Annotated in this window: 27 protein-coding genes; 13 read left to right on the top strand and 14 right to left on the bottom strand. The window is 66.7% G+C overall.

Annotated features, from left to right (window positions below):
- Positions 1–2 precede the first annotated feature (2 nt).
- A complete protein-coding gene (locus tag ACIBK2_RS33630; RefSeq protein WP_396973237.1) occupies positions 3–1,427 on the bottom strand; it encodes a pyridoxal phosphate-dependent decarboxylase family protein in 1,425 nt (474 codons plus the stop codon).
- A 201-nt stretch (positions 1,428–1,628) separates the two neighbouring features.
- On the opposite strand from ACIBK2_RS33630, the gene ACIBK2_RS33625 reads away from it, so the two are divergent.
- Positions 1,629–2,063, top strand: coding sequence for a MarR family winged helix-turn-helix transcriptional regulator (locus ACIBK2_RS33625; protein WP_396973235.1), 435 nt, complete (start codon positions 1,629–1,631; stop codon positions 2,061–2,063).
- Between the two features lie 120 nt (positions 2,064–2,183).
- Positions 2,184–2,765: a TerD family protein gene (locus ACIBK2_RS33620; protein ID WP_379285289.1), complete on the top strand. Its 582-nt coding sequence runs from the start codon at positions 2,184–2,186 to the stop codon at positions 2,763–2,765.
- A gap of 10 nt (positions 2,766–2,775) precedes the next feature.
- Here the strand turns inward: ACIBK2_RS33620 and ACIBK2_RS33615 are convergent, their stop codons facing one another.
- Genes ACIBK2_RS33615 through ACIBK2_RS33600 form a run of 4 tightly spaced genes read right to left on the bottom strand, consistent with a single transcriptional unit; the run spans position 2,776 to position 5,877 of the window.
- The gene (locus ACIBK2_RS33615; protein ID WP_396973233.1) at positions 2,776–3,402 is read right to left on the bottom strand and encodes an SAM-dependent methyltransferase; all 627 of its coding nucleotides are present in this window, start codon (positions 3,400–3,402) and stop codon (positions 2,776–2,778) included.
- Positions 3,399–4,151, bottom strand: a complete 753-nt coding sequence (locus ACIBK2_RS33610) for a PIG-L deacetylase family protein (RefSeq protein ID WP_396973231.1) — start codon at positions 4,149–4,151, stop codon at positions 3,399–3,401. Before ACIBK2_RS33610 ends, ACIBK2_RS33615 begins: the two co-directional genes overlap by 4 nt.
- Positions 4,133–5,122: an acyl-CoA dehydrogenase gene (locus ACIBK2_RS33605; protein WP_396973228.1), complete on the bottom strand. Its 990-nt coding sequence runs from the start codon at positions 5,120–5,122 to the stop codon at positions 4,133–4,135. Before ACIBK2_RS33605 ends, ACIBK2_RS33610 begins: the two co-directional genes overlap by 19 nt.
- A complete protein-coding gene (locus ACIBK2_RS33600) occupies positions 5,122–5,877 on the bottom strand; it encodes a glycosyltransferase (RefSeq protein ID WP_396973226.1) in 756 nt (251 codons plus the stop codon). The genes ACIBK2_RS33605 and ACIBK2_RS33600 overlap by 1 nt, the downstream gene beginning before the upstream one ends.
- A 143-nt stretch (positions 5,878–6,020) precedes the next feature.
- Here ACIBK2_RS33600 and ACIBK2_RS33595 point away from each other — a divergent pair, with 143 nt between their 5' ends.
- The 3 genes from ACIBK2_RS33595 (at position 6,021) to ACIBK2_RS33585 (ending at position 9,840) form a co-directional block, all read left to right on the top strand.
- Complete coding sequence (locus ACIBK2_RS33595; protein ID WP_396973224.1) at positions 6,021–6,293, top strand: GlsB/YeaQ/YmgE family stress response membrane protein; 273 nt, start codon at positions 6,021–6,023, stop codon at positions 6,291–6,293.
- A gap of 45 nt (positions 6,294–6,338) precedes the next feature.
- Complete coding sequence (locus ACIBK2_RS33590) at positions 6,339–8,060, top strand: thiamine pyrophosphate-dependent enzyme (protein WP_396973222.1); 1,722 nt, start codon at positions 6,339–6,341, stop codon at positions 8,058–8,060.
- Positions 8,061–8,274: 214 nt separating this feature from the next.
- Positions 8,275–9,840 (top strand): ABC transporter substrate-binding protein, encoded by a 1,566-nt coding sequence (locus ACIBK2_RS33585; protein ID WP_396973596.1) that lies wholly within the window; start codon positions 8,275–8,277, stop codon positions 9,838–9,840.
- A gap of 67 nt (positions 9,841–9,907) precedes the next feature.
- On the opposite strand, the gene ACIBK2_RS33580 is transcribed toward ACIBK2_RS33585, so the two are convergent.
- On the bottom strand, positions 9,908–10,657 hold the full coding sequence (locus ACIBK2_RS33580) for an SDR family oxidoreductase (RefSeq protein WP_396973220.1): 750 nt from the start codon (positions 10,655–10,657) through the stop codon (positions 9,908–9,910).
- 101 nt (positions 10,658–10,758) lie between these two features.
- On the opposite strand from ACIBK2_RS33580, the gene ACIBK2_RS33575 reads away from it, so the two are divergent.
- Both ACIBK2_RS33575 and ACIBK2_RS33570 read left to right on the top strand, forming a co-directional pair.
- Positions 10,759–11,613, top strand: coding sequence for a helix-turn-helix transcriptional regulator (locus tag ACIBK2_RS33575; RefSeq protein WP_396973218.1), 855 nt, complete (start codon positions 10,759–10,761; stop codon positions 11,611–11,613).
- 189 nt (positions 11,614–11,802) lie between these two features.
- Positions 11,803–12,981: an acyl-CoA dehydrogenase family protein gene (locus ACIBK2_RS33570; RefSeq protein WP_396973216.1), complete on the top strand. Its 1,179-nt coding sequence runs from the start codon at positions 11,803–11,805 to the stop codon at positions 12,979–12,981.
- Positions 12,982–12,987: 6 nt separating this feature from the next.
- Here the strand turns inward: ACIBK2_RS33570 and ACIBK2_RS33565 are convergent, their stop codons facing one another.
- Entirely contained in the window at positions 12,988–13,482 is a 495-nt protein-coding gene (locus ACIBK2_RS33565; RefSeq protein WP_396973214.1) for a GNAT family N-acetyltransferase, read from the bottom strand.
- 149 nt (positions 13,483–13,631) lie between these two features.
- Between ACIBK2_RS33565 and ACIBK2_RS33560 the strand changes: the two genes are divergently transcribed.
- Positions 13,632–14,234 carry an ATP-dependent Clp protease proteolytic subunit gene (locus ACIBK2_RS33560; protein ID WP_357380468.1) on the top strand — a complete coding sequence of 201 codons (603 nt, stop codon included), beginning with the start codon at positions 13,632–13,634 and terminating at the stop codon, positions 14,232–14,234.
- Between the two features lie 81 nt (positions 14,235–14,315).
- Positions 14,316–14,909 (top strand): ClpP family protease, encoded by a 594-nt coding sequence (locus ACIBK2_RS33555; RefSeq protein WP_396973212.1) that lies wholly within the window; start codon positions 14,316–14,318, stop codon positions 14,907–14,909.
- Between the two features lie 3 nt (positions 14,910–14,912).
- On the opposite strand, the gene ACIBK2_RS33550 is transcribed toward ACIBK2_RS33555, so the two are convergent.
- From ACIBK2_RS33550 to ACIBK2_RS33540, 3 genes are read right to left on the bottom strand one after another with little or no spacing between them, the layout of a single operon-like run.
- A complete protein-coding gene (locus ACIBK2_RS33550; protein ID WP_396973210.1) occupies positions 14,913–15,308 on the bottom strand; it encodes a helix-turn-helix domain-containing protein in 396 nt (131 codons plus the stop codon).
- Between the two features lie 59 nt (positions 15,309–15,367).
- Complete coding sequence (locus ACIBK2_RS33545; protein WP_396973208.1) at positions 15,368–16,108, bottom strand: IclR family transcriptional regulator; 741 nt, start codon at positions 16,106–16,108, stop codon at positions 15,368–15,370.
- Positions 16,105–17,613: an APC family permease gene (locus tag ACIBK2_RS33540; RefSeq protein ID WP_396973206.1), complete on the bottom strand. Its 1,509-nt coding sequence runs from the start codon at positions 17,611–17,613 to the stop codon at positions 16,105–16,107. Before ACIBK2_RS33540 ends, ACIBK2_RS33545 begins: the two co-directional genes overlap by 4 nt.
- A gap of 277 nt (positions 17,614–17,890) precedes the next feature.
- Here ACIBK2_RS33540 and ACIBK2_RS33535 point away from each other — a divergent pair, with 277 nt between their 5' ends.
- The gene (locus tag ACIBK2_RS33535; protein WP_396973594.1) at positions 17,891–19,465 is read left to right on the top strand and encodes a flavin monoamine oxidase family protein; all 1,575 of its coding nucleotides are present in this window, start codon (positions 17,891–17,893) and stop codon (positions 19,463–19,465) included.
- Between the two features lie 21 nt (positions 19,466–19,486).
- Positions 19,487–20,116: a Rid family hydrolase gene (locus tag ACIBK2_RS33530; protein WP_396973204.1), complete on the top strand. Its 630-nt coding sequence runs from the start codon at positions 19,487–19,489 to the stop codon at positions 20,114–20,116.
- 26 nt (positions 20,117–20,142) lie between these two features.
- Here the strand turns inward: ACIBK2_RS33530 and ACIBK2_RS33525 are convergent, their stop codons facing one another.
- Entirely contained in the window at positions 20,143–20,553 is a 411-nt protein-coding gene (locus ACIBK2_RS33525; protein WP_396973203.1) for a pyridoxamine 5'-phosphate oxidase family protein, read from the bottom strand.
- Positions 20,554–20,707: 154 nt separating this feature from the next.
- Here ACIBK2_RS33525 and ACIBK2_RS33520 point away from each other — a divergent pair, with 154 nt between their 5' ends.
- The gene (locus ACIBK2_RS33520) at positions 20,708–21,058 is read left to right on the top strand and encodes a hypothetical protein (RefSeq protein ID WP_396973201.1); all 351 of its coding nucleotides are present in this window, start codon (positions 20,708–20,710) and stop codon (positions 21,056–21,058) included.
- Between the two features lie 16 nt (positions 21,059–21,074).
- Here the strand turns inward: ACIBK2_RS33520 and ACIBK2_RS33515 are convergent, their stop codons facing one another.
- Genes ACIBK2_RS33515 through ACIBK2_RS33505 form a run of 3 tightly spaced genes read right to left on the bottom strand, consistent with a single transcriptional unit; the run spans position 21,075 to position 22,571 of the window.
- Positions 21,075–21,695: a dihydrofolate reductase family protein gene (locus ACIBK2_RS33515; RefSeq protein ID WP_396973199.1), complete on the bottom strand. Its 621-nt coding sequence runs from the start codon at positions 21,693–21,695 to the stop codon at positions 21,075–21,077.
- Positions 21,695–22,198: an SRPBCC family protein gene (locus ACIBK2_RS33510; RefSeq protein WP_396973198.1), complete on the bottom strand. Its 504-nt coding sequence runs from the start codon at positions 22,196–22,198 to the stop codon at positions 21,695–21,697. The genes ACIBK2_RS33515 and ACIBK2_RS33510 overlap by 1 nt, the downstream gene beginning before the upstream one ends.
- Before the next feature lie 31 nt (positions 22,199–22,229).
- On the bottom strand, positions 22,230–22,571 hold the full coding sequence (locus ACIBK2_RS33505; protein ID WP_396973196.1) for an ArsR/SmtB family transcription factor: 342 nt from the start codon (positions 22,569–22,571) through the stop codon (positions 22,230–22,232).
- A 207-nt stretch (positions 22,572–22,778) separates the two neighbouring features.
- Here ACIBK2_RS33505 and ACIBK2_RS33500 point away from each other — a divergent pair, with 207 nt between their 5' ends.
- Positions 22,779–23,534: an SDR family oxidoreductase gene (locus tag ACIBK2_RS33500; protein WP_396973194.1), complete on the top strand. Its 756-nt coding sequence runs from the start codon at positions 22,779–22,781 to the stop codon at positions 23,532–23,534.
- The last annotated feature ends 1,079 nt before the right edge of the window (positions 23,535–24,613 follow it).

Below are 24,613 nucleotides of genomic sequence, written 5' to 3'. Positions count from 1 at the left end.
GTCTACAGCTGAGGTCCGATCTCGCGGATGACCTGGACAAGCAGGTCCGCCTCGGGCTCGGTGATGCGCCAGTTCACGAAGGTCGGGCGCAGCGCCGTCATGCCTCGATAGGTGGTGGTGCCGACGTAGACGCGGGCGTCCTCGAGGATGGCCGCGCCCAGGCGGGCATTGAGGGCGTTCAGCTCGGATTCCGGCACGCCCGGTGGGCGGTAGCGGAAACAGGTGACGCACAACTGGACTGGGGCCAAGAGCTCGAAATCTGGTGCCTCGTCGACGATTCGGCCGAGATGAGCCGCCACGTCAAGATGACGTTCCACCATTTCTCGGTAGCCGGCCCGGCCGTAGGCGCGCAAGGTCGCCCAAATGGGGAATGCTCGTGCCCGGCGGGAGGATTCGGGCCCGTGCATGTTGTAGCTGATCTGGTCGTCGTCGAGCGTCGGCAGGTAGGCCGCACCCCAGCCGCCGAATGTCTTGCCGAGCAGGGAGTTGTCCTTGATGAACGAAAACCCGCTCTCTTGAGGAACATTCAGCCATTTATGACCATCTGCAGTGATCGAGTCGGCCCGCTCGACGCCGCGGGCGAGGTGTGCCGTGCGCGGTGACAGTGCCGCGAACAGTCCGAACGCACCGTCGACATGGAGCCAGGCACGATACTGCTCGGCCAGATCGGCAAGGTCATCGATGGGATCGGAATCGCCGGTATTCACCTCACCGAGGTTGCCGACGATCACCGCAGGCGCGCCGTCGAGTTCGACCAGCGCCCGCTCCAGCGCCGCCAGATCGATCCGCCCGGCATCGTCGCGGACGAAGGTGCGCAAGGTATCTCGGCCGCAGCCGAGGATCTGCAGCGCCTTGCGGGTACTGGCGTGCACGTAGCCACTGGTCAGCACCGGCAGCTGCGGCAGTCCCGCCAAGCCGTCGGCGACCACGTCCACTCCGTGCCGTTCGGCCCACCAGTAGCGGGCGGCCGCCAGCCCGGTCAGGTTCGCGAAGGTGGCGGAGGGCGTGAGTACCCCGCCGAATTCGGCCGGCAGTCCGAATAGATCTTTGAGCCACCCGAGCACCACGGTCTCGGTGCGCGACGCCAGCGGCGAGGTGACCCACAGCCCCGAGTTCTGGTCCAGCAGTGCGGTTACCCAGTCACCGGCCAGCGCCGCCGGGGTCGCCCCGCCCACCACGAGATGGAAGAAGCGCGGTCCGGAGGTGTGCACGGCCGCCCTGGTGCCGACCGCGAGCAACTCCTCGACCGCCGCCAGCGCGCCGGTGCCGTGCTCGGACAGTGGCCCGCCGAGGTCATTGATGCTTGGATCGTGGGTGGCGTCGTGCACCAGACGCTCCGGCAGACTCGCCAGGTACGGTCCCGCCGCCTGGTTCACCAATGCCAGCGCCTGTGCCGCGACGTCCTGTTCTTCGAGCGGATCAGCCATGCCTCACCGAACCGCGCATCGGCCCCCTTTGTAAATAGCCAGTCGGCCAAGGTGATTGGCCACCGGCCACCGCGGCACGCCGAAACCGCAGGTGATCTTCAACCGCCGAATAACCGGCAAACCGCCGAAATCACCGCATCAAGATTTGAGTGTCAAAGTAACTTCGTAGGAGACTGCAAGTAGCTGGCTACACTGTGCTGCGTGACAGCGGACCAGCCTGAAGCGGACCTGGGTTATCGCCTGCTCGCCGAACTCCGCACGGTATCCGACCAGCTCGACGCCGCACTCGTGAGCGTCCTGCGTGAATTGGATCTCACCGTGCCGTCGGCGAATGTGCTCTGGCACCTCACCCCGACGGCCGCGCTGCCGTCGATGTCCGAGCTCGCCCGCCGCACCTGCAGCGACCCGTCGACGGTCACCTTCATCATCGACAAGCTGGAGAAACGCGGCACCGTCGAGCGACTACCCGGCCCGGACGACAAGCGGGTGAAAGTGGTCGCCCTCACCGCCGCGGGCTTTGCCCACCGCGAGAAGCTGGTCGACGCGATGACCCAGCATCTGCCGCTGCGCCGACTGTCCGCCAGGGAGCAGCGGCAGTTGCACCGGCTGCTGTCGAAGGCCAATTCCATCACCTGATCAGTGGCGAGAGCTATTAGCTATCAATGGGTTTCGCGGTGGCGAGACCGTACTCGTCGATCGCCCGCACGAGAATCTTTCTGGCGCTTGGAGTTACGAAACGCCCGCTAATCTGAACCCATGATCACGCTCAAGAAAGAAGACGGCGCCGCGGATCTCGCCGGCGTCACCAAGCTGAGTGTCGGCGTGAGCTGGGATCCGTCGGCGGGGACCAGCGGCGGGGCACTCGGCTGGGCACGCCGCAAGAAAGGCGTCGACCTGGACCTGATCGCCATCCTCATGCAGGGCGCCGAGCCGGTCCGCTTCGCCGGACTCGACTCCCTCGACCCACTCGGCAACGGTTCGGTCCTGCACAGCGGTGACGAGCAGACCGGCGCCGCCGCGGGCGATGACGAGACCGTGCACGTCACGTTCTCGGACGTGCCGGGCGGCATCGACGCCATCGTCTTCGTCGCGGCCGCCTTCAAGAAGGGCAGCTCGTTCGAGAAAGCCAACAACATCAGCTTCAAGGTCTACGACGCGAGCGGCGGCAGCAGCCAGCAGGTCGCCGACATCTGGCCGTCGCTGCTCGGCGCGGACAACGCCAACGCCGTCGCCCGCGCCTTCCGCTCCGGCTCCGCCTGGCAGCTGGAAGTGCTGAACCGCAAGGGCAAGATCAAGCAGGGCGACAAGCAGGCCCTGCTGCGCTTCGCAATGGCCTAGACCAGGTCTCTCACTCGATGTGCTCGGCCTTCGCGACGGAGATCGGGTCGCCCGCGGTGAAGACGTCGAGGAGCAGGTCTTCGTCGTGGTAGCCGGCCAGGGCGGTCAGACCCTGGGTGGTGCGGGCGATGGCGTGCACGTGGTCGCCGGAGAGGGGGTATTCGGGGACTTTTCGGCGCCAGTGCACGCAGAGCAGGGTGCCGTCGAGTTCGAGGTGGTCGACGGCGTGGCCGAAAGCGGTTCGCAGGCTGACGGAGTCGAGGTAGTAGGCGACTTCGCTGAGCACGATCAGGTCGAAATTTTCGTCGGGCCATGGCTCGCCGAGCGCCCAGCGGCGGAATTCGACTGCGCCGCGCGCGGATTCGGGCAGCCGGTCGATGCGCTGGCCCGCCGAATCGAGGGCCTGGGCCGCGATGTCGGTGCAGACCAGCCGATCGCAGCGGTCGGTGAGTTCCGCGGAGAGGGTGCCGATCGAGCAGCCGGGCTCGAAGGCGCTGCGGTAGCGCGGTTTCGGCAGCGCGGCCATGGTGAGTGCGCGCTTGCGCTGCTCGTACCAGCGGGTGGTGAAGCCCCACGGGTCCGGATCGCGAGCGTACATGTCCTCGAAATAGTCGGCGGCCAAGCCGGTCTCGCTCATACGAAGAACGTTTCCGTGTTGCCGGTGAACCGGTCCAGCACGTGCGGCGGCAGGATCGGCTGGTCGGCGGGATCCGCCGACATCGGCAGGATCTGGCTGTGGAACTGCGAGAGGGCGCGCAGCTTGGCGTCGACCGCCGTCGCGGGCAAGGTCAACGTGCGGGCCCGGCTGGCGGGGACCACCGGATGTTCGGGAGTTGCCCAGTGCCACATCCACACCGGGAACTCCAGTAGTCGGGTCGCGGTGCCCGCGCACGCCGCGGCGGCGGCCCGGCCGACGGCTTCGTGGTCGGGGTGACCGTCGCGTCGCCAGGTCGTCGCGCACCACGCGCCCGTGTGGCCGCAGTCGGCGAGGATGCCGGACAACGCGTCGGTCACCGCCGCCTCGTCAGCGGCCACCCGGCCGTCGCCGATACCGAGCCGAATCGGCGCTTCGACATCCAATTCCCGTGCGGCCCGGTGAGATTCGGCCACCCGCAGCTCTGCGATCTCGGTCGGTGAACAGGTGGGCGAGCCCGGGTGGGACGCCTCGCCGTCGGTCACCGTGACGACGGTGACCGGCAGATCATGCGAGCGGGCCAGCGCGATGAGGCCGCCGACGCCGAGCACCTCGTCGTCGGGGTGCGGCGCGACGACGATCAAATGCCGCCATCCGGTCAGCGACAGTTCCGGGCGACGGTTACGCCACCGGGTCCAGGTGCGCTCCGGCGTGCCCCGGGCGGCGAGATCGATCAGCGGTTCGGCAACCATGAGAACTCCTTTTCCGCGTAGGCACGGCCGAGGTCGGCCAGATCCCGCTCCGCATGGCTCTGGCGGAGGTAGACGGTGAGGTCGGCGACGCGGCGCGCGTGCTCGGCGTCGGCACACAGGGGACCGGCCCCCAGCGCGCGCCCGACCCGGTCGATGGTCGCCGTCGCCGCGTCCTCGACCACCGCCCGCACGGTTCCGGCGCGGATCCGCGCCAGGCCGGAACGGTCGGTGGGGTCGGCGTCGAGCTGGTGCGCGGCATCGGTCAAACACAGTGCGGCGGCGTGCAATCCGCTCAGCACCGCGCCGAGGTGGGCCAGGGCGTGCTCGTCGGTGGCGCGGTCGTGCAGGGTGCGGGCGACGGCAGCGGCGCCGCCGTACCAGCAGGCGGCGACGCCGATGGCGCCGTGCCAGAAGCCCGGCCGGGTCAGGTACGCGTCGGGACCGCCAACGGGCTCGACCACGGCATCCATGAAATCGACTGCGCCGGAATCGGATTCCTGCATCCCCACGGCGTGCCAGGTGCCGGGCACCGCGCGCACCGACGACTGACCGAGGTCGACGGCGAACAACCTGCGCTCGTCCCCGGCCCGCGCGGTGACCAAGGCATGGGTGCAAATCGTCGCGCCGGAACACCACGGCTTGCGCCCCGCCAGGATCCATCCACCCGACCCGAAGCGCGCCTGCAGCACCGGCTTCGGCGGCTCGGCGGCCCACACTCCCCAGATCTGCCCGAGCTCGACGACACCGCCGTCGAGCTCCGCCAGAATCGCCGCCGCGTCGGCGTGCGCCTCCACCATCCGCCCGACCACCACATTGCCGAACGCGAGATCGGCGAGGCAGCGCCAGCGCTCGATGGTGCGCCCTGATCCGGGATACGGCAGCTCGAGTCGACCGGAATCCGCGAGCCGCCGCAGCGCGCCCGCCAGCGCGCTGGGCGCGGCGGAAGCATCGAGGAGCTCGGTCGGCGGCATCAGGCACTCCTACTCTCGGCGCGATACGTACGCTCAATTCTCCGCAAATGAGCAGCGAACCCTTGCGGTGCCCGGCCAACACGGCGCGCCGAGGTGGTGACGAGGACGTCTTCGGCCCACGCGATCGATGCCCCACCGGCCACCATGCGCGACACCAGGTCGACGTCCTCGCCGGTCCGCAGCTGCTGGAAGCCCCCGACTCGCCAATAGGCATCGGCTCGGAAGCCGAGATTCGCGCCGTGCACATGTCCGTGCGCGCCGCTCGTGCGGTACTGCTGCTCATATTTCTGCCGGGTGGTCGCGGCATGATCTGCCCACCCGCGCACGCCGACGATGCCGGCAACCACATCGCTTCCGGTATGCGCGTAGTCGAGCTGGGCACGCAACCACAGATCATCGACTTCGGAGTCGGCATCGGTTGTCGCGAACCAGGTCTCGGCCGCACAGGTCGCGCCGGCCTGCGCGAATCCGAGTGCACGGGCGGCACCGACGTTGCGCTCATCGATCGCCATCACCTCGACATCCGAGGTGGGCACGCACGCGGAATCGTCGGTGCACGCATCGAGCACGAGTTGGACGCGGACCGGAACATCGACGTGCCCCGCCGCCCGCGCCAACGCCGATAGGCAGGCGGGCAGCAGGCGCTGTTCGTTGCGCACCGGAACGACGACCAGAATCCGTGCGACAGCACCACCGAGCGCGGCATCGTCGGCGTGCGGGATAAGGACTCTGTCGCGGGGACGGGAGTCAGTCATGGTTCCCGGCTACCCGGCGGCGGCACCGGCAAACGGTCAGCGAGTCTCGATGTGGTGAACCTCGCCGCCCTGCTTGGTCTGCCGGTTCGGGGGTATGACCGGCGCAGCGCGCTTTTCCGGCGTGCCAACGACAGGAGGACATCATGCTGGGTCTCGGCATTATCGGGTGGATCATCATCGGCGGTCTGGCCGGATGGATCGCCAGCAAGATCATGAAGACGGACGCTCAGCAGGGCATCCTGTTGAATATCGTCGTAGGCATCGTCGGCGGTCTGCTCGGCGGCTTCTTGCTCGAGTTGTTCGGCGTCGACGTCGAGGGTGGCGGGCTGTGGTTCAGCTTCTTCACCTGTATCGCCGGCGCGGTGATCCTGTTGTTCCTGGTGGGTCTGGTCACCGGTCGGCGAGTGTCTCGATGACAGCGGCCGCCCAGCAGAACCGTCTATGACGCGGAGGAGTCGACTATGACCACGGTTGCGGAAATGATCGTCACCGCGCTGGCCGACGAGGGCGTCACCCAGATCTGGGGTGTCGTCGGCGACGCGCTCAATCCGATCACCGACGCGATCCGTCGCGAGGATCGGATCGAATGGATCGGCGTGCGACACGAAGAGGTCGCCGCGTATGCGGCGGGGGCACAAGCCCAGCTCACCGGCACCATCGGGGTGTGCGCGGGCACCGTCGGACCTGGTTCGATCCATCTGCTGGGCGGTCTCTACGACGCCAAGAAATCACACGCACCGGTACTGGCGATCTGCGGTCAGGTGCCGACCTCCGAGATGGGCAGCGAGTACTTCCAGGAGGTCGACAACGACGCCGTCTTCCGCGACGTCTCGGAGTTCACGGCAACGGTTACCAACGCCGCACAGATGCCGAGGTTGCTCGAACAAGCGGTGAACGCGGCGGTGTCCCGGCAGGGTGTCTCCGTGCTCACCATTCCGGGTGATATCGGTGGTCTGAAGCTGGACACCGACGTGCGCCCCAGGTTCGTCGCGCGCGACCGCACGATTGTCCCCGGCACGACCGAAATCGTGCAGGCCGCGGAGACACTCAACAAGGCCGCCAAGGTCACCTTGCTCGTCGGCATCGGGGCCAGGGAGGCGCGCGAAGAGGTACTGCGGCTAGCTGAACAGCTTTCGGCACCGATGGTGCTCACCATCAAGGCCAAGGAAGGCCTCGAGCACGACAACCCGTACGCGGTCGGCCAAACCGGTTTGATCGGTAACCCGGCTGCCAATTCGGCGCTCGAGGACTGCGACGTGCTGTTCATGGTCGGCACCGATTTCCCGTACCGCGACTGGTATCCCACCGGCAAGACCGTCATCCAGCTCGACGCACGCCTCGACCACATCGGTCGCCGCACGCCGGTCGACGTCGCGCTGGTCGGTCACACCGGTCCCGCGTTGCGTGAACTCCTGCCGAAGCTGGACACCAAGGCCTCCGACAAGCACCTGACGAAGGCGCAATCGGAGTACCACCGCTGGACCGAACTCCAGCAGCGCCTGGCCGACCCCAAACACGACCGCAAACTCCTCGGCCGCATCCGCCGCCACCTGGACAACCCGGACCAGCTGATCCGCCCGGAGGCAGTGGCCGCCGCGGTCAACACGCACGCCGCCGACGACGCGATCTTCACCTCGGACACCGGCATGTCCACAGTGTGGCTGTCCCGATTCCTCAGCCTGCGCGGCTCCCGGCGGTTGATCGGCTCCTACAACTTCGGGTCGATGGCCAACGCGATGCCACAGGCGCTCGGCGCGCAGATCCTCGACCGCGAACGCCAGGTCGTGGCGTTCTGCGGGGACGGCGGACTGATGATGCTGCTCGGCGATCTGCGCACCGCGGTCACCTACGATCTGCCGGTCACGCTGGTGGTGTTCAATAACGGGCGCCTCGGCATGGTCAAGCTCGAGCAGGAGGAGGGTGGCCTGCCCGAGTTCGGCACCGTGCTCGACAATCCGGATCTGGCCGCCGTCGCGGCCGCGATGGGCCTGGAATCGCGCCGGGTGACCGACCCCGAGGACCTGGACAAGGCGGTCGCGGACGCTTTCGCGTCGCGTCGGCCCGTGCTGCTCGATGTCGTCACCAACCCCGACGAGATCTCGATCCCGCCGAAACCGACCTTCGACCAGGCGTGGGGCTTCGCGATCGCCAAGGTCAAGGAGACCCTGGAGAGTCGCGCCTGACAATTTGTCGAGTGTGGCGACGCGCCCCTGGTCCGATCATCGGTGGATCCCAGGACAAGTGGTCTCGGAATGGTTACTGTCCGAGGACATTCCAAGGTGATCGGGTTGGGACGCGTGCGGTTGTCGCGTGTCCCGGTGGGTTCCGGTGGCCTGTTCGAAATCGGGAGAACGCGTGAGATTCACAAGAGCTGGTGCGCTGCTCGCGGCGGCACTCATGGCCACAAGCCTGGGGCTGACCGCATGCTCGTCGGATGACGGTACCGATGCCGACATCGTCACGACCAATGGTGGGGAGCCGCAGAACCCGTTGGTGCCCACCAATACCAACGAGAACATGGGTGGCCGCGTCGTCGACCGGCTGTACGCGGGGCTGAAGTACTACGACGCCAACGGTGAGGCGCACGACGAGCTGGCGCAGTCCATCGAGACGACAGACCGGAAGAACTACAAGATCACCATCAAGCCGGACTGGAAGTTCTCCGACGGCTCAGCGGTGACGGCTAAATCGTTCGTCGACGCGTGGAACTTCGGCGCCCTCGGCAGCAATGCTCAGCTGCAGAGCTACGTGTTCGCTCCGATCGTCGGGTTCGACGAAGTGCAGGCGAAAGACGCCAAGGCGCAGACGATGTCGGGATTGAAGGTGGTCGACGACCGCACCTTCACCGTGGCGTTGAAGCAGCCGTCGATCGACTTCGAGACCGAGCTCGGCTTCACGCCGTTCTACCCGTTGCCCGATGCCGCGTTCAAGGATATGAAGGCTTTCGGTGAGAACCCGATCGGCAACGGCCCGTATAAATTTGCGAAGAACGGTGCGTGGCAGCACAACGTCCAGATCGACCTGGTTCCGAACCCCGAATACAAGGGGGGCCGCGCGCCCAAGAACAAGGGCCTGCGGTTCGTGATGTACCAGTCCTACGACACGGCCTACGCCGATCTGCAGGCGGGCAATCTGGACACCCTCGACGTCATCCCGGAAAGCGCGATGACCAGCTACAAACAGGATCTCGGCGACCGCGCGATCAGCAAGCCGATCGCGTACAAGGTGAATATCGGCATCCAGAGCAATGTCCCGCACTTCGCGGGCGAAGAAGGCGTGCTGCGCCGCAAGGCCATCTCGATGGCGATCAATCGAGAGCAGATCTGCGAGAACATCTTCCACGGCGCCAGGATCCCGTCCCGTGACTTCACCGCGAGCACGCTGCCCGGGTTCAACGGGAACCTGCCCGGCTCCGAGTTCTTGAAGTTCAACCCGCAAGAGGCCAAGAAGCTGTGGGCGCAGGCTGACGCTATTTCCCCGTGGTCGGGCAAGTACGAGATCGCCTACAACACCGACGGCGGCCATCAGGGCTGGATCGAGGCTACGGCGAACAGCATCAAGAACACCCTCGGTATCGAGGCGATCGGCGCGCCGTATCCGACATTCAAGACCATCCGCGACGCGATCAACGCCAAGACCATCGGCAAGGCGTTCCGTGGCGGCTGGCAGGGCGACTACCCGACCATGCTGCAGTTCCTGACCTCGCAGTACTACAGCTTCTCCGAGACCAACAACGTCAGCTACAACAGCCCGGAGTTCGACGCCCTGCTCAACGCCGCACTGGCCGCCCCCACCCTGGAGGAGTCCTACAAGATCGTGGCGCAGGCCCAGGCGCTGCTGTTCAAGGACATGGCCGAAATCCCGGTGCTCGATTACAACGCTGCTGCGGGTCGTTCGGACAAGGTGAAGAAGGCCGAGCTGGCGTGGAACGGTTTCTTCGACTTCGAGCATATCGAGAAGTAGCGATCCACTGTTCGGTCCCGAGGCCCGCTGGCGCGCGAATGCGCCAGCGGGCCTTCGGGTCCGGGTATCAGCCCTGTTGGGTTGGTACGACGATCATCTCGGCGATGTTGACCCGCTTCGGTGCGGCGACCGAGTAGGCGATCGCGTCCGCGATGTCGTCGGCGACAAGGATTTCCATCTCGGTGCGCCATCCGGCGAGGACGGTCTTCTGGTCCTCGTCGAGCATGCCCGCGCCGAGTTCGGTGCCGACGAAACCGGGTTCGATGGTCCGCACACGAACACCGCGCGGCCCGAATTCGGTGCGCAGATTGCGGGTCAGGTGTGCGACGGCGGCCTTGGTGGCGCAGTAGACGCCGTAGTTGGGGAACGCGACGTGTCCGCCGATCGAGCCGACGTGCACCAGGTCGGCACGTTCGCCGCTGCTTGCCGCGGCGAGCAGGTCATCGATGAAAGCCCTTCCGGTGTAGAGCAATCCGTTGATGTTGGTACCGATCATCTGGTCCCACTCGTCGGTCTGCGCCGACTCGTAGGGTGCGCCGAGCATGACGCCCGCATTGGCGACCACGAGGTTGATCGGCCCGAACGCGGCCCGCACGGTTGCCGCGGCGTCGAGCACCGACTGTTGCACGGATACGTCGGCCTCGACGGCGAGCACCTCGCCACCGATCCGGGCGGCCAGCTCTTCGAGCCGATCCTTGCGCCGTCCGAGCAGCGCGACCTTCGCGCCGTCGGCCGCGAGCCGCTGGGCGGTGGCGGCGCCGATTCCACTGGATGCTCCGGTGACGACCGCGACGCGGCCGGTGAGGTTGTTTGTCATGACGACTACATTCGCGCTGGTCACGGGCCCGTGCCAGGGTACGGTCTTCCTGGTAGTGGCAGGGCCACCCAGCCTGCCCGGTGCTGTCCTACCCTCGAAGGATGGATTCCGACAACCGACTGGGCGCCTTTCTCCGGGCACGGCGCGAGCTGGTGCGCCCGGAGGATTTCGGGATGTCCGGCGGCGGCCAGCGCCGGGTGGCCGGGCTGCGCCGCGAGGAAGTCGCGATGCTGGCCGGGATGAGTGCGGATTATTACGTGCGACTCGAGCAAGGTCGGGACAAGCATCCGTCCGAGCAGGTGGTGGTCGCGCTGGCGCGGGTGTTCGCGCTGGACGAGGAAGGCGTCGCGCATCTGCGGGAGCTGGCGCGCCCGGTGGTGCGGCGCAGGCGCGCGCCGCAGCGTCCCGAACGGGTGAGCCCTGGCCTGCTTGCCCTGATGGAGGCGTGGCCGAACACGCCCGCGCTGGTGCTCGGCAGACACCTGGACGTGCTCGCCGCGAATCCGCTGGCCGTCGCGGTCAATGCGTGTTCGGTGCCAGGCATCAATCAGGTCAGGATGATGTTCCTCGATCCGGAGGCGCGAAATGTCTACCCGGACTGGGCCATCCACGCCGCGGAGACGGTGGCGAGTCTGCGCGCCTCGGCGGGCGATCTGGACGATCCGCGGTTGACCGAGCTGGTCGGCGAGTTGTCGTTGAAGAGCGACGATTTCCGAAAGCTGTGGGCGCGGCACGACATTCGGGCGAAAACCGCTGGAACGAAACGCTTCCTCAATCCGATGGTCGGCGAGCTGAAGCTGTCGTACGAAACGTTCTCCGTGAACGGCGCACCCGGGCAGCTGCTCATCGCCTACCACCCCGAACCCGGCTCGGAGTCGGAGCGCGCACTGGCGTTGCTCGGCAGCATGGTCGCGATCGAGGATCCGGTGCTCCGGGAAGCACAGTCGGTCGACTAGTCGACGGTTCGGTCAGCGGTCCGGCTACTGGCAGCGGCTGCGACGGCCGGACATACTCGGTTATGGGCGTGGGCAGACCCGTGTCGTTCGCCGGGAACGCGATTCCCGGCGTCGGCGATCGATAATCGGGTTACTCTGCTGCTGCGGGCAGTGACGCCAATTCGATTGCGGCTGGACCTGATTGGGGCAATGGTGACCGGAGAAGCTTCGTCGGCGAAAGAACTGCTGGCAGCCGCGCGCGCGTTCGCGCCGGAGGTGGCCCAGCGACGGCAGGAGATCGATGCGGCACGGCAGCTGCCCGCCGACATCGTCGAACGGCTACGCGCCATGGGCATCTACGCGATGGGATTCAGTGCTGAGCTCGGTGGGCCGGGCCTGACCTCGTTGGAGCAGATGGAGGTGTTCGAGGCGTTGGCCTACGGCGACACCGCCACCGGCTGGTGCGCGATGATCGGGGCCGCAACGGGCATCTACGCGGGTTTCCTCGACAAGCAGGCGCTCGCCGAGTTGATGCCGACGCGTGATTTGATCACCGCGGGGCTCATCGCACCGGCCGGGCGGGCCGTGCGTGTCGACGGTGGCTATCGGTTGACCGGCCGTTGGAAACTGGGCAGTGCCATCAACCATGCGGACCTGGTGGTCGCTGGTGCCATGATCTTCGAAGGCACCGAACTGGCCATGGCCGACGGTGCGCCGATCGCGAAGATGTTCTGCATGCGCCGCGATCAGGTCCAGGTGTTCGACACCTGGAACAGCACCGGCCTGCGCGGCAGCGGCAGCAACGATTACGCGACCGACGACCTGTTCATCCCCGAACATTACTGCTTCGACTTCTACGAACCGAGAAGCGGCACTGGCAAACTCGCCGAACCGGAGACCCTGGCCCGGGTGATGCCCGGCATTCCGCTCGGCGCGACGCGGGCCGCGCTGGACTACGTCCGGGATCTCGCGCAGGGCAAGGTCATCGCGGCCACCGGGCAGAAGTGGGCGGACAACTATCGGGCGCAATACATTCTGGGTGAGTGCGAGATGGAGTACATCGTCGCTCGCGGCGCGGTCGTCGACAGCCTGCGCACGCTATGGGATGCGTTGGACGACAACCGTTTCGCCGAGATTCCGCCGGATATCCGGGTGCAGACCTTGCTGACCCGCACCCATTCGTACCGCGCCTGTCGGCACATCATCGCGCGGCTGTGCGAGCTGGTCGGCACCGAATCCGTCTATAAGCCGAACCCGCTCGACGTCTGGTTGCGCGATATGAGCACCATGACAACCCATCTCATGGCGCACGATCAGATGATCCAGACCGCAGGCGCGTTCCTGCTCGGCGGGCAGCCGGAATTCCCACTCGTGCTCGGCGTGCGCTGAGCGGGGTCAGTCGACGCGCTTGACGTAGCGGCGGCACGGCACGTCGATCGAACCCGCCGGGCCGGGGATCTCGTTGGTGTACGGACCATCGTCGGACCAGCCGTTGTTCGAGTAGAACTTCCGGGCCCGTGCGTTGCCGGGCACGACGGCCAGCCAGGCCTGTGGGTGACCGTTGGCGCGGACGCGGCTCTCCGCGGCGGCGAGCAGTGGCACGGCGATGCCGGAACCGCGGTGGTCACCGGAGACGTACACCTGATTCACTTCGTCCTCGACCACCATCACGAACCCGGCGACCGCAGCACCCACCGTCGCCACGGTGGTGATCGGGACCCGTTGTGCCGCACGCGTATCGAAGGATTCACGGGTGCGGAGCGTGATCAGCTCGTCGGGAACGTTCCCGAGATGCGCGTCGCCCCAGCCCTCGTACCAGATCTGCGCGACCGTCCGCGCGTCCTCAGGGCGGGCCGCCCGTAGCACCACTTCCGCATCACCATCCGTCATTCGCGCACTCTACGAGATGGCGCCGACGATCCGCACCCGCTCCTGAGATCCGCACCGGCTGTGGGCGCTCAGCGCGTGCGGGGTGCGGTCGGGTCTGCTGTCGGCAGACACAGCGACATCCGGGGGTTCGGCGGGGATAGACCTGACCCATGATCGAAACATCGCACCTGGACTACCGGGGACAACTAGCCGACAGATTGTTCCGCCATCGGACGATCCAACTGACCGGTGAGGTCGACGACGCGATGGCGGAGCGGGCCTGCAGCGAACTGGTGCTGCTGGCCAGCGAGGACGACAAGCGCGACATCGTCCTCTACATCAATTCGCCGGGCGGGTCGGTGCTCGCCGGGCTCGCCATCTACGACACGATGAAGCTGATCCCGAACGACGTGGCGACCGTTGCCGTCGGATTCGCCGCAAGCATGGGGCAGGTGCTGCTCGCCTCGGGCACCAAAGGCAAGCGAATCAGCTTGGCGCACAGCCGGATCATGATGCATCAGCCGTCCGCGGGTATCGGCGGCACCGCGATGGACATCGCGATCCAGGCGGAGAACCTGGAGTACATGAAGCTGCAGTCGGAGCAGATCCTCGCCGCGGAGACGGGGCATTCGCTGGAGGAAATCCGCTCGGACAGCGACCGTGATCGCTGGTTCACGCCGGAGCAGGCGCGGGAATACGGCATCGTGGACGAGATCGCCGCCAACTTCGCTCAGATCGCACCATTCACCAACGCACACCGAGCGGGGTTGTGACACATGAGTGAGCGAAGCGATCGAATCAACAACACAGCCGCCTTGGGGCATGACGGAGCCGAGCGCCAGCGAGGCGTAGTCATGTCCCAGTACACGATTCCGCATGTCATCGAGCGCACTCCGAACGGCGAGCGCTCCTTCGACGTCTTCAGTCGGTTGCTCAACGACCGAATCATCTTCCTGGGCACCGAGATCGACGACGGCGTCGCGAATGTCGTGATGGCGCAACTGCTGCACTTGGAGTCGGAGTCGCCGGATCGCGAGATCAGCCTGTACATCAACTCGCCCGGCGGCTCGAACACGGCGATGCTGGCCATCTACGACACCATGCAGTTCCTGCGGACGCCGGTCGAGACCTATGCCATGGGGCAGGCGGTGTCGGCCGCAGCGGTGCTGTTATCGGCGGGTACGCCAGGACGACGGTATGTCCTCAACCACTCCCGCGTGCTGCTGCATCAGCCGTCCGCGCAGGGGCAGGGCACCATCTCGGACCTGGCGCTGCAGGCGGCGGAGGTAATGCGGATCCGCTCGCAGACCGAGGCGATCCTCAGCAAGCACACCGGTCAGAGCGTCGAGCAGTTGCGCAAGGACACCGCCCGCGATCGCGTGTTCACCGCGCCGGAAGCGGTGGAGTACGGCCTGGCCGACGAGTTGATCTTCACTCGCGACCGCTGACGATCAGGCCGCAAGCAGTTCGACGCGCGCCTCGGAGACCGGGCGGCTGAGATGCCGCAGTGCGCCCAGTCTCCGAGCGCCGCGAAAGAGCAGCGTTTCGATGGACAGTTTGAGCGCCCCGCAGATCGAATGCAGCATCTCCGAGGACGCTTCCTTGCGCCCCCGCTCGATCTCGGACAGGTACTGCTTGGACATGCCGACCTCGGCCGCGACCTCGGCCAGCGTGCGGTCCTGATCCTGGCGCTCATCGCGCAGCACCTCGCCATACACGGCACGCAGCAGCGGCGACGCGGCATCCACCGGATCCCGGCGTGGCTCAGGCGCAGCGACCCGGCGGCGCGGCTGGCCACGACGGTGCGCATCGAGATCAACTACGACGCCATCCTCTTCTGCTGCCATATCGACGAGTCTTACACCTCGCCGATCCGATCCGGCCGATGTTCGCCCACGGCAGACAACTACGCCGCGACGAGCGTCAGCCGGGCGGCGCAGGTGCGCAGCAAGTCGATGAGGGCCGGGTCGTGCACGGCGATGCGGCCGGTCGTGCCGATCGCCGCCAACGCGCCGACGAGCGTGCCGTCGGCGGCGCGCACCGGCACGGCCAGCGCGCTGCGGCCCACCCGGCATTCATCGACCTCGGTGGCGACGTCGGTGTCGGCGACTCGGCGCAATTCCGCGGTGAGGACGGTGGGGGAGGTGATGGTCGCGGCCGTGACTCGGCGCAGCGGACCACCGGCGAGTTCCGGGTGTGCGGCAAGCAGCAGTTTGCCGATGGCCGAGGCGTGCGGGTGCGTGCCGAGCAGCTGTTCGCCGCTGAGTTCGTGGTCGGGGTCCTTGTCCACCAACCGAACTCGATGGTCGGTGAACGCGGCGAGGTAGATGCCGAAGCGGAGTTGGCCGCGCAGTTCGTCGAGGATCCGGCCGTTGTCCGCGGGTGGCGGTGCCGCACCGGCGAGTTCGCGGGTGCGGCGGCCGAGGGCGAAGCCGGACAGGTCCTCGATGCGCACCAGGTAGCCGTCGGCGACGAGCAGATTCAGCAGCCGATAGGCCGTGGCGGGCGGGATACCGGTATGGGCGGCAATGCTTTTCGCGGTGGCGCCGACGCCGAGCTTGGCCACCGCCTCCAGCAGCGCCAGCGCCTTCTGCACGGCGCGCGGTTCGTGGCCGCTCGGCGCGCCGTGGCGCTGCTGCGTGGTCACGGCCCGCTTGCGTCGGTGCGTCGCGCGCCGACCAGGGCGATGGTGCCGCGCGCGTTGACGGCGAACACCCCGGCGCCGGGCAGCACGTCGGCCGATTCGGGACTGTCGAAAACCCCGATGGTACTGAGGCTTCGAGGGTGAGCATCACGTAAGTAGCGGTGCCACAGCCACCCGGTGCTGACCACGGCGAGAGCCGTTACGGTGCAGGCGATAACGCTGCTCGGGGTGCCGAAGACGAGCAGGGCACCGAATATCGCGATGATCGCGGCGGCACCAACCATGGCGAAATAGGCGTCGAGAGGGCGCATTTCGTGAATCCGGCGCAGGAACCGCACCGATGCCACCGCCACCAGCAGGTAGGCCGCGGCGAGGGCGGTGCGGACCACCATCTTCGCCTCGTTCGGTACTCCGTCGAGTGCGACGAACATCAGTCCGCCTCCGGCCACCACGAGCACGATCGCCGCGAGCGCGATGTGCGGGGTGCGCAGGTGCCGGTTCACCCGCGTGAACACCCGTGGCAGCACGCCTTCCAGGCTCATCGAATAGACCAGCCGCGACGCGGCATTCGACGACGCCATCGCGGACGCCAGCCAGGAGCAGGTGAGTCCGGCGTCGAGCAGGATCACCACCAGCGGACTGACTCCGGTCGCGGTGCCGTGCAGGTAGGCGTTGACCAGCACACCGGCCCGGCCGGACCAGGCGGCCCAGGCGGCGAAGATGAACAGCGCGCCGCAGAGCACCGGCGTCAGCAGTACGGTGCGCGGCACCGTCACCAGCGGTCGCCGCGTCTCGGGTGCGAAGAAGGTGGCGCTCTCGAACCCGGCGAGCGCGAACAGGGCCGACAGTGCCACCAGCAGGACACCTGGTCCGTCGGGGCTCGGTGCCGTGATCGGGACTTCTTCCGGCGGGCCGGACAGCAGCATCAGCCCGGTGATGAAGGTCAACGAGCACACCTCGACCGCGAGGATGACCACCGCGGCGAACCGCACCCCACGGATGAGTGCGCCGCCGATGGTCGCCGCGACGAACAGATAGACAGCGACGACCCACCAACCGTGCAGCGGGAGACCGAGCTGTGCCGCGACCGCGATCGCCGACTGCCCGCCGAAATACATCGTGAGCGCCGCACTCCCGAGGTATTTCACCAGCATGCCGACGCCGCAGGTCAGTGCCGCCCGGGTACCCATCCCCTGGAACACGAACGTGTACAGACCGCCGGACGCGGCGAGCCGCCGCGCGAATTGCGCGACGCAGCAGGCGATCAGCGTGGTCACCACCGTCGCGACGACGATGGTGATCAGCCCGGGCAGCAGCGTCTCATGACTGAGCATGGTGACCGGCAGCAGCACCATCGACGCGGCAGGCGCCGTGGTGGCGACCGACTGGCCCAACAGCTCCGCACCCGACAGTTGCCTGCGCCCCAGGGCGCGCAGCGGCGAAACCGCCGGGCGCTCCGGCTCATCCGCCGAGAACGACCGCGCGACGGCGTCGGCCAGAGCAGTCATCGCCACACACCTCCTGGGAGCGCTTGCGAGCGCGAATGCGCGAGGCCGCACGCACCTTTTGTCCGGTGAGGTTATCGGCGGCGCGTTTCGCGGATATTGCGGTTGCGCTTCGGTTGCCCGTCGGCGAGTGGGAAATACGGTCCACACCGCTCCCACTCGATGATCGGCGGATCGTTGCCTCGCCGTAGCGGTGCCGACTCGCCTCCGTCCGACGATTTTCCCAGCACGGACATCTCGGCGGATGGAGCTCGAATTGACTGTCACCAGGCGATCTTTGATACAGGGTCTCGGCGTGACCGGTGGCGCGGGACTGGCCTACGGCGCGTTGTCGACGCTCGGCCTGGCGCCCGCGCTGGCCGAGGCGCCGCGGCGCTTCGACCCGCCCGCGATGGGCGATCTGATCGGCCGGGCATCCGGCAAGAGCTCGGTCGTTGTCCTCGGTGGCGGACCTGCGGGGCTGTGTGCGGCCTATGAATTGCGTAAGGCGGGTTACGACGTCACGGTGCTCGAGGCCAGACAGCGTCCAGGAGGACGGGTGTGGTCGATTCGCAACGGGACCACCGAGACCGATCTGAACGGTGAGACCCAGCACTGCACGTTCTCCGACGGGCACTTCTTCAACCTGGGCGCCACCCGGATCCCGCAGGGGCACATCACCCTCGACTACTGCCGCGAATTGGATGTCCCCATCCAGCCTTTCGGCAATCAGAACGCGAACACGTTGGTGCAGTACAAGAGTGACACCGCGTTGTCCGGGCAGCCGGTGCAGTATCGGGCGGCGAAGGCCGATGTGTACGGCTACATGGCGGAGCTGCTGCAGAAGGCGGCGTCCAGGGGAGCGCTCGATGACGTGTTGTCGGTCGCGGACAAGGAGGCGCTGTCGTCGTTCCTGCGGGACTTCGGCGATCTGTCCAGTGACGGTCGCTATCTCGGATCGGCCCGGCGCGGTTACGATTCCGAGCCCGGCGCGGGTCTGAACTTCGGCGCGGCCCGGCAGCCGCACCCCATGTCCGACGTGATTCGCGGCGGCCTCGGCCGGAACTTCAGCTTCGAATTCGATTACGACCAGGCCATGATGATGATGACCCCGATCGGCGGGATGGATCGCATCTACTACGCCTTCCAGCGCCGGATCGGTCTGGACCGCATCAAGTTCGGCGCCGAGGCGACCGCGCTGCACAATACGACCGACGGGGTTCGGGTCGAATTCACCCAGGGCGGCAAGAAACAGGCCGTCACCGCGGACTACTGCGTGTGCGCGCTACCGCCGAATCTGGTCGGCCGCCTCACCAACAACCTGCCCGCCGAGGTGCTTTCGGCGCTGAAGGCGGCGGTGCCGGTCTCCTCCGGCAAACTCGGTATCGAGTACTCGCGGCGCTGGTGGGAGCTGGAGGACCGGATCTTCGGCGGTGCCAGCAACACCGACCAGGACATCGCCCAGATCATGTTCCCCTACGACCATTTCAATGCCGATCGTGGCGTGGTGGTCGGCTACTACAACACCGGCAAACGGCACCAGGCCTTCGAATCCCTCACACACAAACAGCGTTTGGCCAAGGCGGTCGCCGAGGGCAAGACGATCCACGGCGAGAAGTACGGCCGCGACATCAGCTCGTCGTTCTCCGGCAGCTGGCGGCGCACCAAGTATTCCGAGGGGGCCTGGGTCGGCTGGTCCGGCAGCGACTCGCACGGCGGCGTCGCCACCCCGGAGTACACCAAGCTGCTCGCGCCGGTGCAGCGCATCTACTTCGCCGGCGACCACCTGTCCAACGCGATCGCCTGGCAGCACGGCGCTTTCACCTCGGCCCGCGACGCGGTGACCGCATTGCACACCCGCGTCGCCGCCAGCTGACCTCAGTCAAAGGAGTACCGAATGACCCGACCGTATGCCGCCGCCGCCCTCGTGGCTGCCGCGCTCGCGCTCACCGCCTGTTCCGCCGACTCCGAGGAGACGGCGGCGCCTGCCGTGCGCACCAAACCCGTGCTCGAAGCGGGACAGCCGAATCCGATGATCGCGCAGGGCGTGGTGATCGCCAATGGTGCCGCGCTCTACAAGACCAGCGGCATCGGACCCATCGTGACCAACAAGGCGGCCCGGGAGGGCAGTCCCGAGTTCTATATCGACACAACACAATTCACCGGCGGGGTGCTGCCGCCGGGCGTCACTGTCACGGAAGCGCAAGGCATGGCGGTGCTTTCGCGGATCAAGGAGAACCTGGAAGCACAGGGCCTGGCCCTGGACAACGTGACGACCATGCGGGTGTTCCTGGACAACGCGCCCGGCGCCGACCGTGCGGACTACGCGGGGTGGAACCGCGCCTACCGGCAGTATTTCGCCAACACCAATCTGGACAGTGGCGATACCGAACTCGTGCCCCTCGGCACCGCGGTCCCTGCGGCACCGGTGGTCCGCAATGCCGCGCGACCGACCCGGTTCGCGCTGGAGGTGGCCAGCCTGCCGGTCGCCGGTTGGCTGGTCGAAGTCGAGGTGGACGCCGTTTAACCGGTGCCGGGCGCGCAGTCGTAGGGTCAGGCGCCGTTGCCGTCGATGTACTCGATGCCGGTGATGATGTCCGGATCGATCACGATCAGTTGGCCGTCCAGCACGACTTCCGGCTGCAGGTGCAGCTGGTAGTGCGCGAGCTCCTGCTGGTCGGTGACGGTGTCGGCGACGCCGGTGATGATCACGCAGCGGCCGAGGCTGGTCTGGTGATCGATGGTGTCGACCTCGTAGGCGACGACCTGTCTGTGTAACGTGCGGATCATGGCCGGGTCGGCGGCGATCACGATGCAGCCGTCGACGACCGTGTGCCGGACCGGGCGGATCGCGGGTAAAGCATGCCGCGAGAACGCGATACGGCCGAAGCGGACGGTGTGGAGCAGGTCCAGGGAGTCCTCTACCGACAGCTCGCGCGTCTCGCTTGCGCGGTTGGCGGGCATGTCCCCATTGTCCCACCTGTTGCGGGTCGTTTCGGGGCATGGACAGCCGATGGCGAAAATTGCCCGAGTATCCGTAAAATTAGGCAACGCTTGGAGTCCCGAAGGGTGGCTCGAGAGTCTGGCGTCGAGCCATGTATCGATCGAGGAGGACTACATGCCGTATTCCGCGCGGCTCGGCTACACGGGCAACCCGACACGCGTCCGCCTGCAGCACCGAGCCGTCGACGTGTCCCTCGAAAAGCCGGGCAGCAGCGCCGAATTCGCCGACGCCAGCGACCGACTGGTTCGCCACCTGTTCGACGTCGGACTCCAACTCCACCACGTACTCGACGACCTCGACCCCGTCGCCCAGCCACAGGTCCGCGACACCATCACCGCCCTGGTCGACGACCTCGACATGCTGATCCGCGACACCGGCCTGGCCATGCTCGCCCTCGCCAGCGAACGCCAGGGAGCGACCTCCAGCGACGGCCAGGTCCCTCGAGCCCGTCTCCGCCGCCGCTGATCCGAGGGCGAGGCGGTTACCGCTGCCGGACTGCGTAGGTCAGGTGGGTCACCCGCTGCGTCGGCTCCGAGCGGATCGGCTCCAGCGCCACACGGCTCGCGTCCACGCCCTCGAACAGGCGGATTCCGGAGCCGAACAGCACGGGCGCGAGTGCGATCGAGAACTCGTCGATCAGGCCCGCGTTCACGTACTCCAGGATCGTCGCGCCGCCGCCCGCGATGCGGACGTCTCGGTCGCCCGCGGCCGCGCGGGCCTGGTCGAGTGCGGTCTCGATGCCGTCGTTGACGAAGTGGAAGGTGGTGCCGCCGGGGCGTTCCCAGGGATCACGCTGCTCGTGCGTCACGACGAAGATCGGCGTGTGGAACGGCGCCTCCTCCGGCCACATCTGCTCGCCCGCGTCGAACATGCGCTTACCCAGCACGCTCGCGCCGGTGCGCTCGAACGTCGCCCGCACGATGTCGTTGTCGGGCCCTTCCTCGCCGCCCTCGCCGAGCTTCAGGTTCTCCCGGAAGAACCGCTGCGGGAATACCCACTGCTGCAACTCCATCCACTGCTGGCCCATCAGTTCCGTGGCGGACTCGGGGGCGATGAAACCGTCCAGCGACATCGACACGCTGAAGAAGACTTTCCCGGCCATCAGCACTCCACCCCCTTCTGAATGATCTCGGTGACATAGGCAGCCAGGTTGTTCAGGGTCTGCTCGCCGCCCTCGATCGCGTGGTACTTCTCGGCCGCCTCGTCGCGCAGTTCCTTGGTGGGGAACAGGGTTCGCATCTCGATCCGGGTCCCCGCGCCGTCAGTGGCGAACGTCAAGACCGACTCGAAGGCGTTCGGGTCGGCGCGGAACTCACCGTGCCGCAGCGCGATTCGCTCCGGCGGGGTGATCTCGGTCCAGGAGATCCACTCCTGGTAGTCGGTCCCGTCCGGTCCGTGCATCACGAAGTCCCACGCGCCGCCGACGCGGAACTCGAATGCCCTTGTGGTGGTGGTGAATCCGTTCGGGCCCCACCACTGCGACAGGTGCCGGACTTCGGTGAACGCCTCGAACACCAGGTGCCGTGGGGCACTGATGGCCCGGGTGATCACGATCTCGCGGTCGGCGGTATCGACGCCCGCCGTTGCTATTTCTGCCGAACCCATCGGGTTTCCCTTCGTGTGACTTCTCGTGTGGTCATTCCTGCTGCCGTGCTTGCTCGAGGTCCTGCACGTACGCGTCCAGCCGGTCGAAGCTCTCGTTCCAGAACCGCTCGAACCCGCCGGTCCACTCGTGCACCGGTCGCAGCCCGCGGCCGTCGAGGCCGTACACGCGCTGCTTACCTACCTTGCGGTCCCGCACCAACCCGACCTCCCGCAGCACTCGCAGGTGTTTGGACGCCCCCGGCTGAGTCATCCCCAGCTCCTGGGCCAGCTCGGTCACCGGCCGCTCACCCGCCCGCAGCAGCACCAGGATCTCCCGGCGCTGCGGTTCGGCGATCGCGTTGAAAACGTCCGATGTCGTCGCTGCTCGTGCCATGTGTCGATCATATTCCCATATCGGTATGCGTCAAGCCGTCAACGATCTAGAAGTCAGGAACACGGCTCTGATCAGGTGCGCGCGACCGTGAAAGTCTGCCTAAGCTGATCCTGTATCCCGGTATGGGAACGCTGGAGCGCCATGCCGGTCAGGTGGATGGGGGAGGACACGATGACATCGCAGACAAGTGCCGCTGATCGGACTTATGTGGTCACCGGCTCGGCGTCTGGCATCGGCGCGGCCACCGCCGTATTGCTCCGTCAGCGCGGTGCCAGGGTCATTGGTTGCGATCTCACCGATGCCGATATTCATGCTGACTTGTCCACACCCGAGGGGCGGCGATCCCTTGTCGCTCAGGTAAGTGAGTGCGGCCGCATCGATGCCGTGCTCGCCATCGCCGGTGGCGGCAAGACCGGAATGCTGGAGACCAATTACTTCGGCGCGGTAGCGACATTGCAGGGCCTCCGTCCACTGCTGACGCAGAGCCCCGCGCCCCGGGCGGTAGCCGTCTCCTCGACCTCGTCGCTGGCACCGGCCGACGAGGACCTCATGCGGGCATGTCTGGAGGGCGATGAAGCCGGTGCGGTGGACTACCTCGCCGCCAACCCCTCGGCCGGAGGCGCGACCTCGGGTTACGGTACTGCCAAACGAGCCTTGAACCGCTGGGTACGCATGGCCGCCCCGACCGCCGAGTGGGCCGGATCGGGCATCGCTCTCAATATCGTCGCTTCCGGTGTCGTCGACACTCCTGCGGCTGCGTGGATCTTTGCGGATGACAACGTTCGCAAAACGATCGAAACCGCTGCGCCGCAGCCCTTCGGCGGATTCCCGGGGCGACCGGAATGGGTGGCCGAACTCATCTGCTGGCTGGCCGGCGAGGACAACCGGTTCGTCACGGGCCAGGTCGTCTTCGCAGACGGAGGGTCGGAAGCGGCAGCGCTCGGCGACCATCACTGGCGATGATCAACATGTGCCGGACAGGGCCTGCCCCAACCTCGCAGTCCGAGCGCAATCGATTCGGCATGAGCGCGCATTGAGAAGCGCTGTCAACCAATCATTTTGGACGATTGACCAACGCGCGGTAGGCGGCAATGGTAGGGGAAACCTCAAGCCACAGTGAACCCATCGGCCCGTATTTGACGCCGTCGCCATCTCGCACAAGGAAGTCGTAGTGGCCCGGTTTGGTGGTTGATTCATCACTCGTTCGCGGTTGGTGACACGTAAGGAACGTGTCACCAACTACACGCTGTCATGCCCGGTCGAACGGCGAGTCAGGGCTTGAACCTCAGCTGTACACGACCGCCATCAGGGTGAGCGTCGGCACTGATCCCGCCGCGCTTGGCGGAATCGCCGCCGGCGCCACCCTGACCACCCAATCCCATGGCCCCGAATGTGTCTGAGGCGCCACCCCGCGGTCAAGATCGGCCGAGGCTGCGACATGCCGCCGGTGTCAATGACAGTCGGGTCGGTGTCGAGTCCGTACCCATCTGCGGGGCTGGTGGTGACGAATCCACAAAAGGTACTCACTTGGCCCACGAATGCGTCGTCACAGCGAGAAGCATCGGTGCTGGCTTCAACGAAAGGTAGGCATGTCACACACGGTTCGTCGTCTTTCAGGTATCTCACTTGCTGCAGTCAGTGCAGCGCTGGCTGGTGGAGTGCTGGCTGGTGCAGTGCTGGCTGGACCCTCCACAGCAGCGTCCGATTCAGCAGATGCGCAGCTCAGGAAGGCGATCCAGGAGTGCGCCACCCGGGGATCGAATCAACCAGGAACAGGAGGCGATTACTTCGCCTCGTGCATGTACACGAGGATCAGGGAGCTGAAGTAGCTCTTCCGTGCGGCCCAGCCCAGAGCTGCGCGCCGGACTGAAGCCTCGCCGGATCGAGTGATAGGGCGACCGGTCCGGCAAGGCTTGTCCGATCGCCCGCACCAGATACCTCGCCTACCTGGGCATTTAGACAACACTGCGCGCAAGCTGGCCGATGCTCTGCATGTCTATACAAAGTCCGGTCGAGGACTCCCGCGCGCAATATGTGCGGCC

The sequence above is a fragment of the Nocardia sp. NPDC050175 genome (assembly GCF_044459885.1).
Lineage (GTDB): Bacteria > Actinomycetota > Actinomycetes > Mycobacteriales > Mycobacteriaceae > Nocardia.
Note: the sequence above shows the minus strand (reverse complement) of the source record. Positions and strands in the feature narration are given on the sequence as shown.

Coding starts and splice junctions, on each gene's coding strand:
- ACIBK2_RS33515 (WP_396973199.1), bottom strand. CDS start 21,695: ATGGCCGGGAAAGTCTTCTTCAGCGTGTCGATGTCGCTGGACGGTTTC.
- ACIBK2_RS33570 (WP_396973216.1), top strand. CDS start 11,803: ATGGTGACCGGAGAAGCTTCGTCGGCGAAAGAACTGCTGGCAGCCGCG.
- ACIBK2_RS33520 (WP_396973201.1), top strand. CDS start 20,708: ATGCCGTATTCCGCGCGGCTCGGCTACACGGGCAACCCGACACGCGTC.
- ACIBK2_RS33610 (WP_396973231.1), bottom strand. CDS start 4,151: ATGGTTGCCGAACCGCTGATCGATCTCGCCGCCCGGGGCACGCCGGAG.
- ACIBK2_RS33605 (WP_396973228.1), bottom strand. CDS start 5,122: ATGCCGCCGACCGAGCTCCTCGATGCTTCCGCCGCGCCCAGCGCGCTG.
- ACIBK2_RS33600 (WP_396973226.1), bottom strand. CDS start 5,877: ATGACTGACTCCCGTCCCCGCGACAGAGTCCTTATCCCGCACGCCGAC.
- ACIBK2_RS33510 (WP_396973198.1), bottom strand. CDS start 22,198: ATGGGTTCGGCAGAAATAGCAACGGCGGGCGTCGATACCGCCGACCGC.
- ACIBK2_RS33555 (WP_396973212.1), top strand. CDS start 14,316: ATGTCCCAGTACACGATTCCGCATGTCATCGAGCGCACTCCGAACGGC.
- ACIBK2_RS33590 (WP_396973222.1), top strand. CDS start 6,339: ATGACCACGGTTGCGGAAATGATCGTCACCGCGCTGGCCGACGAGGGC.
- ACIBK2_RS33575 (WP_396973218.1), top strand. CDS start 10,759: ATGGATTCCGACAACCGACTGGGCGCCTTTCTCCGGGCACGGCGCGAG.
- ACIBK2_RS33620 (WP_379285289.1), top strand. CDS start 2,184: ATGATCACGCTCAAGAAAGAAGACGGCGCCGCGGATCTCGCCGGCGTC.
- ACIBK2_RS33530 (WP_396973204.1), top strand. CDS start 19,487: ATGACCCGACCGTATGCCGCCGCCGCCCTCGTGGCTGCCGCGCTCGCG.
- ACIBK2_RS33505 (WP_396973196.1), bottom strand. CDS start 22,571: ATGGCACGAGCAGCGACGACATCGGACGTTTTCAACGCGATCGCCGAA.
- ACIBK2_RS33580 (WP_396973220.1), bottom strand. CDS start 10,657: ATGACAAACAACCTCACCGGCCGCGTCGCGGTCGTCACCGGAGCATCC.
- ACIBK2_RS33595 (WP_396973224.1), top strand. CDS start 6,021: ATGCTGGGTCTCGGCATTATCGGGTGGATCATCATCGGCGGTCTGGCC.
- ACIBK2_RS33565 (WP_396973214.1), bottom strand. CDS start 13,482: ATGACGGATGGTGATGCGGAAGTGGTGCTACGGGCGGCCCGCCCTGAG.
- ACIBK2_RS33540 (WP_396973206.1), bottom strand. CDS start 17,613: ATGACTGCTCTGGCCGACGCCGTCGCGCGGTCGTTCTCGGCGGATGAG.
- ACIBK2_RS33615 (WP_396973233.1), bottom strand. CDS start 3,402: ATGAGCGAGACCGGCTTGGCCGCCGACTATTTCGAGGACATGTACGCT.
- ACIBK2_RS33550 (WP_396973210.1), bottom strand. CDS start 15,308: ATGGCAGCAGAAGAGGATGGCGTCGTAGTTGATCTCGATGCGCACCGT.
- ACIBK2_RS33630 (WP_396973237.1), bottom strand. CDS start 1,427: ATGGCTGATCCGCTCGAAGAACAGGACGTCGCGGCACAGGCGCTGGCA.
- ACIBK2_RS33560 (WP_357380468.1), top strand. CDS start 13,632: ATGATCGAAACATCGCACCTGGACTACCGGGGACAACTAGCCGACAGA.
- ACIBK2_RS33525 (WP_396973203.1), bottom strand. CDS start 20,553: ATGCCCGCCAACCGCGCAAGCGAGACGCGCGAGCTGTCGGTAGAGGAC.
- ACIBK2_RS33585 (WP_396973596.1), top strand. CDS start 8,275: ATGGCCACAAGCCTGGGGCTGACCGCATGCTCGTCGGATGACGGTACC.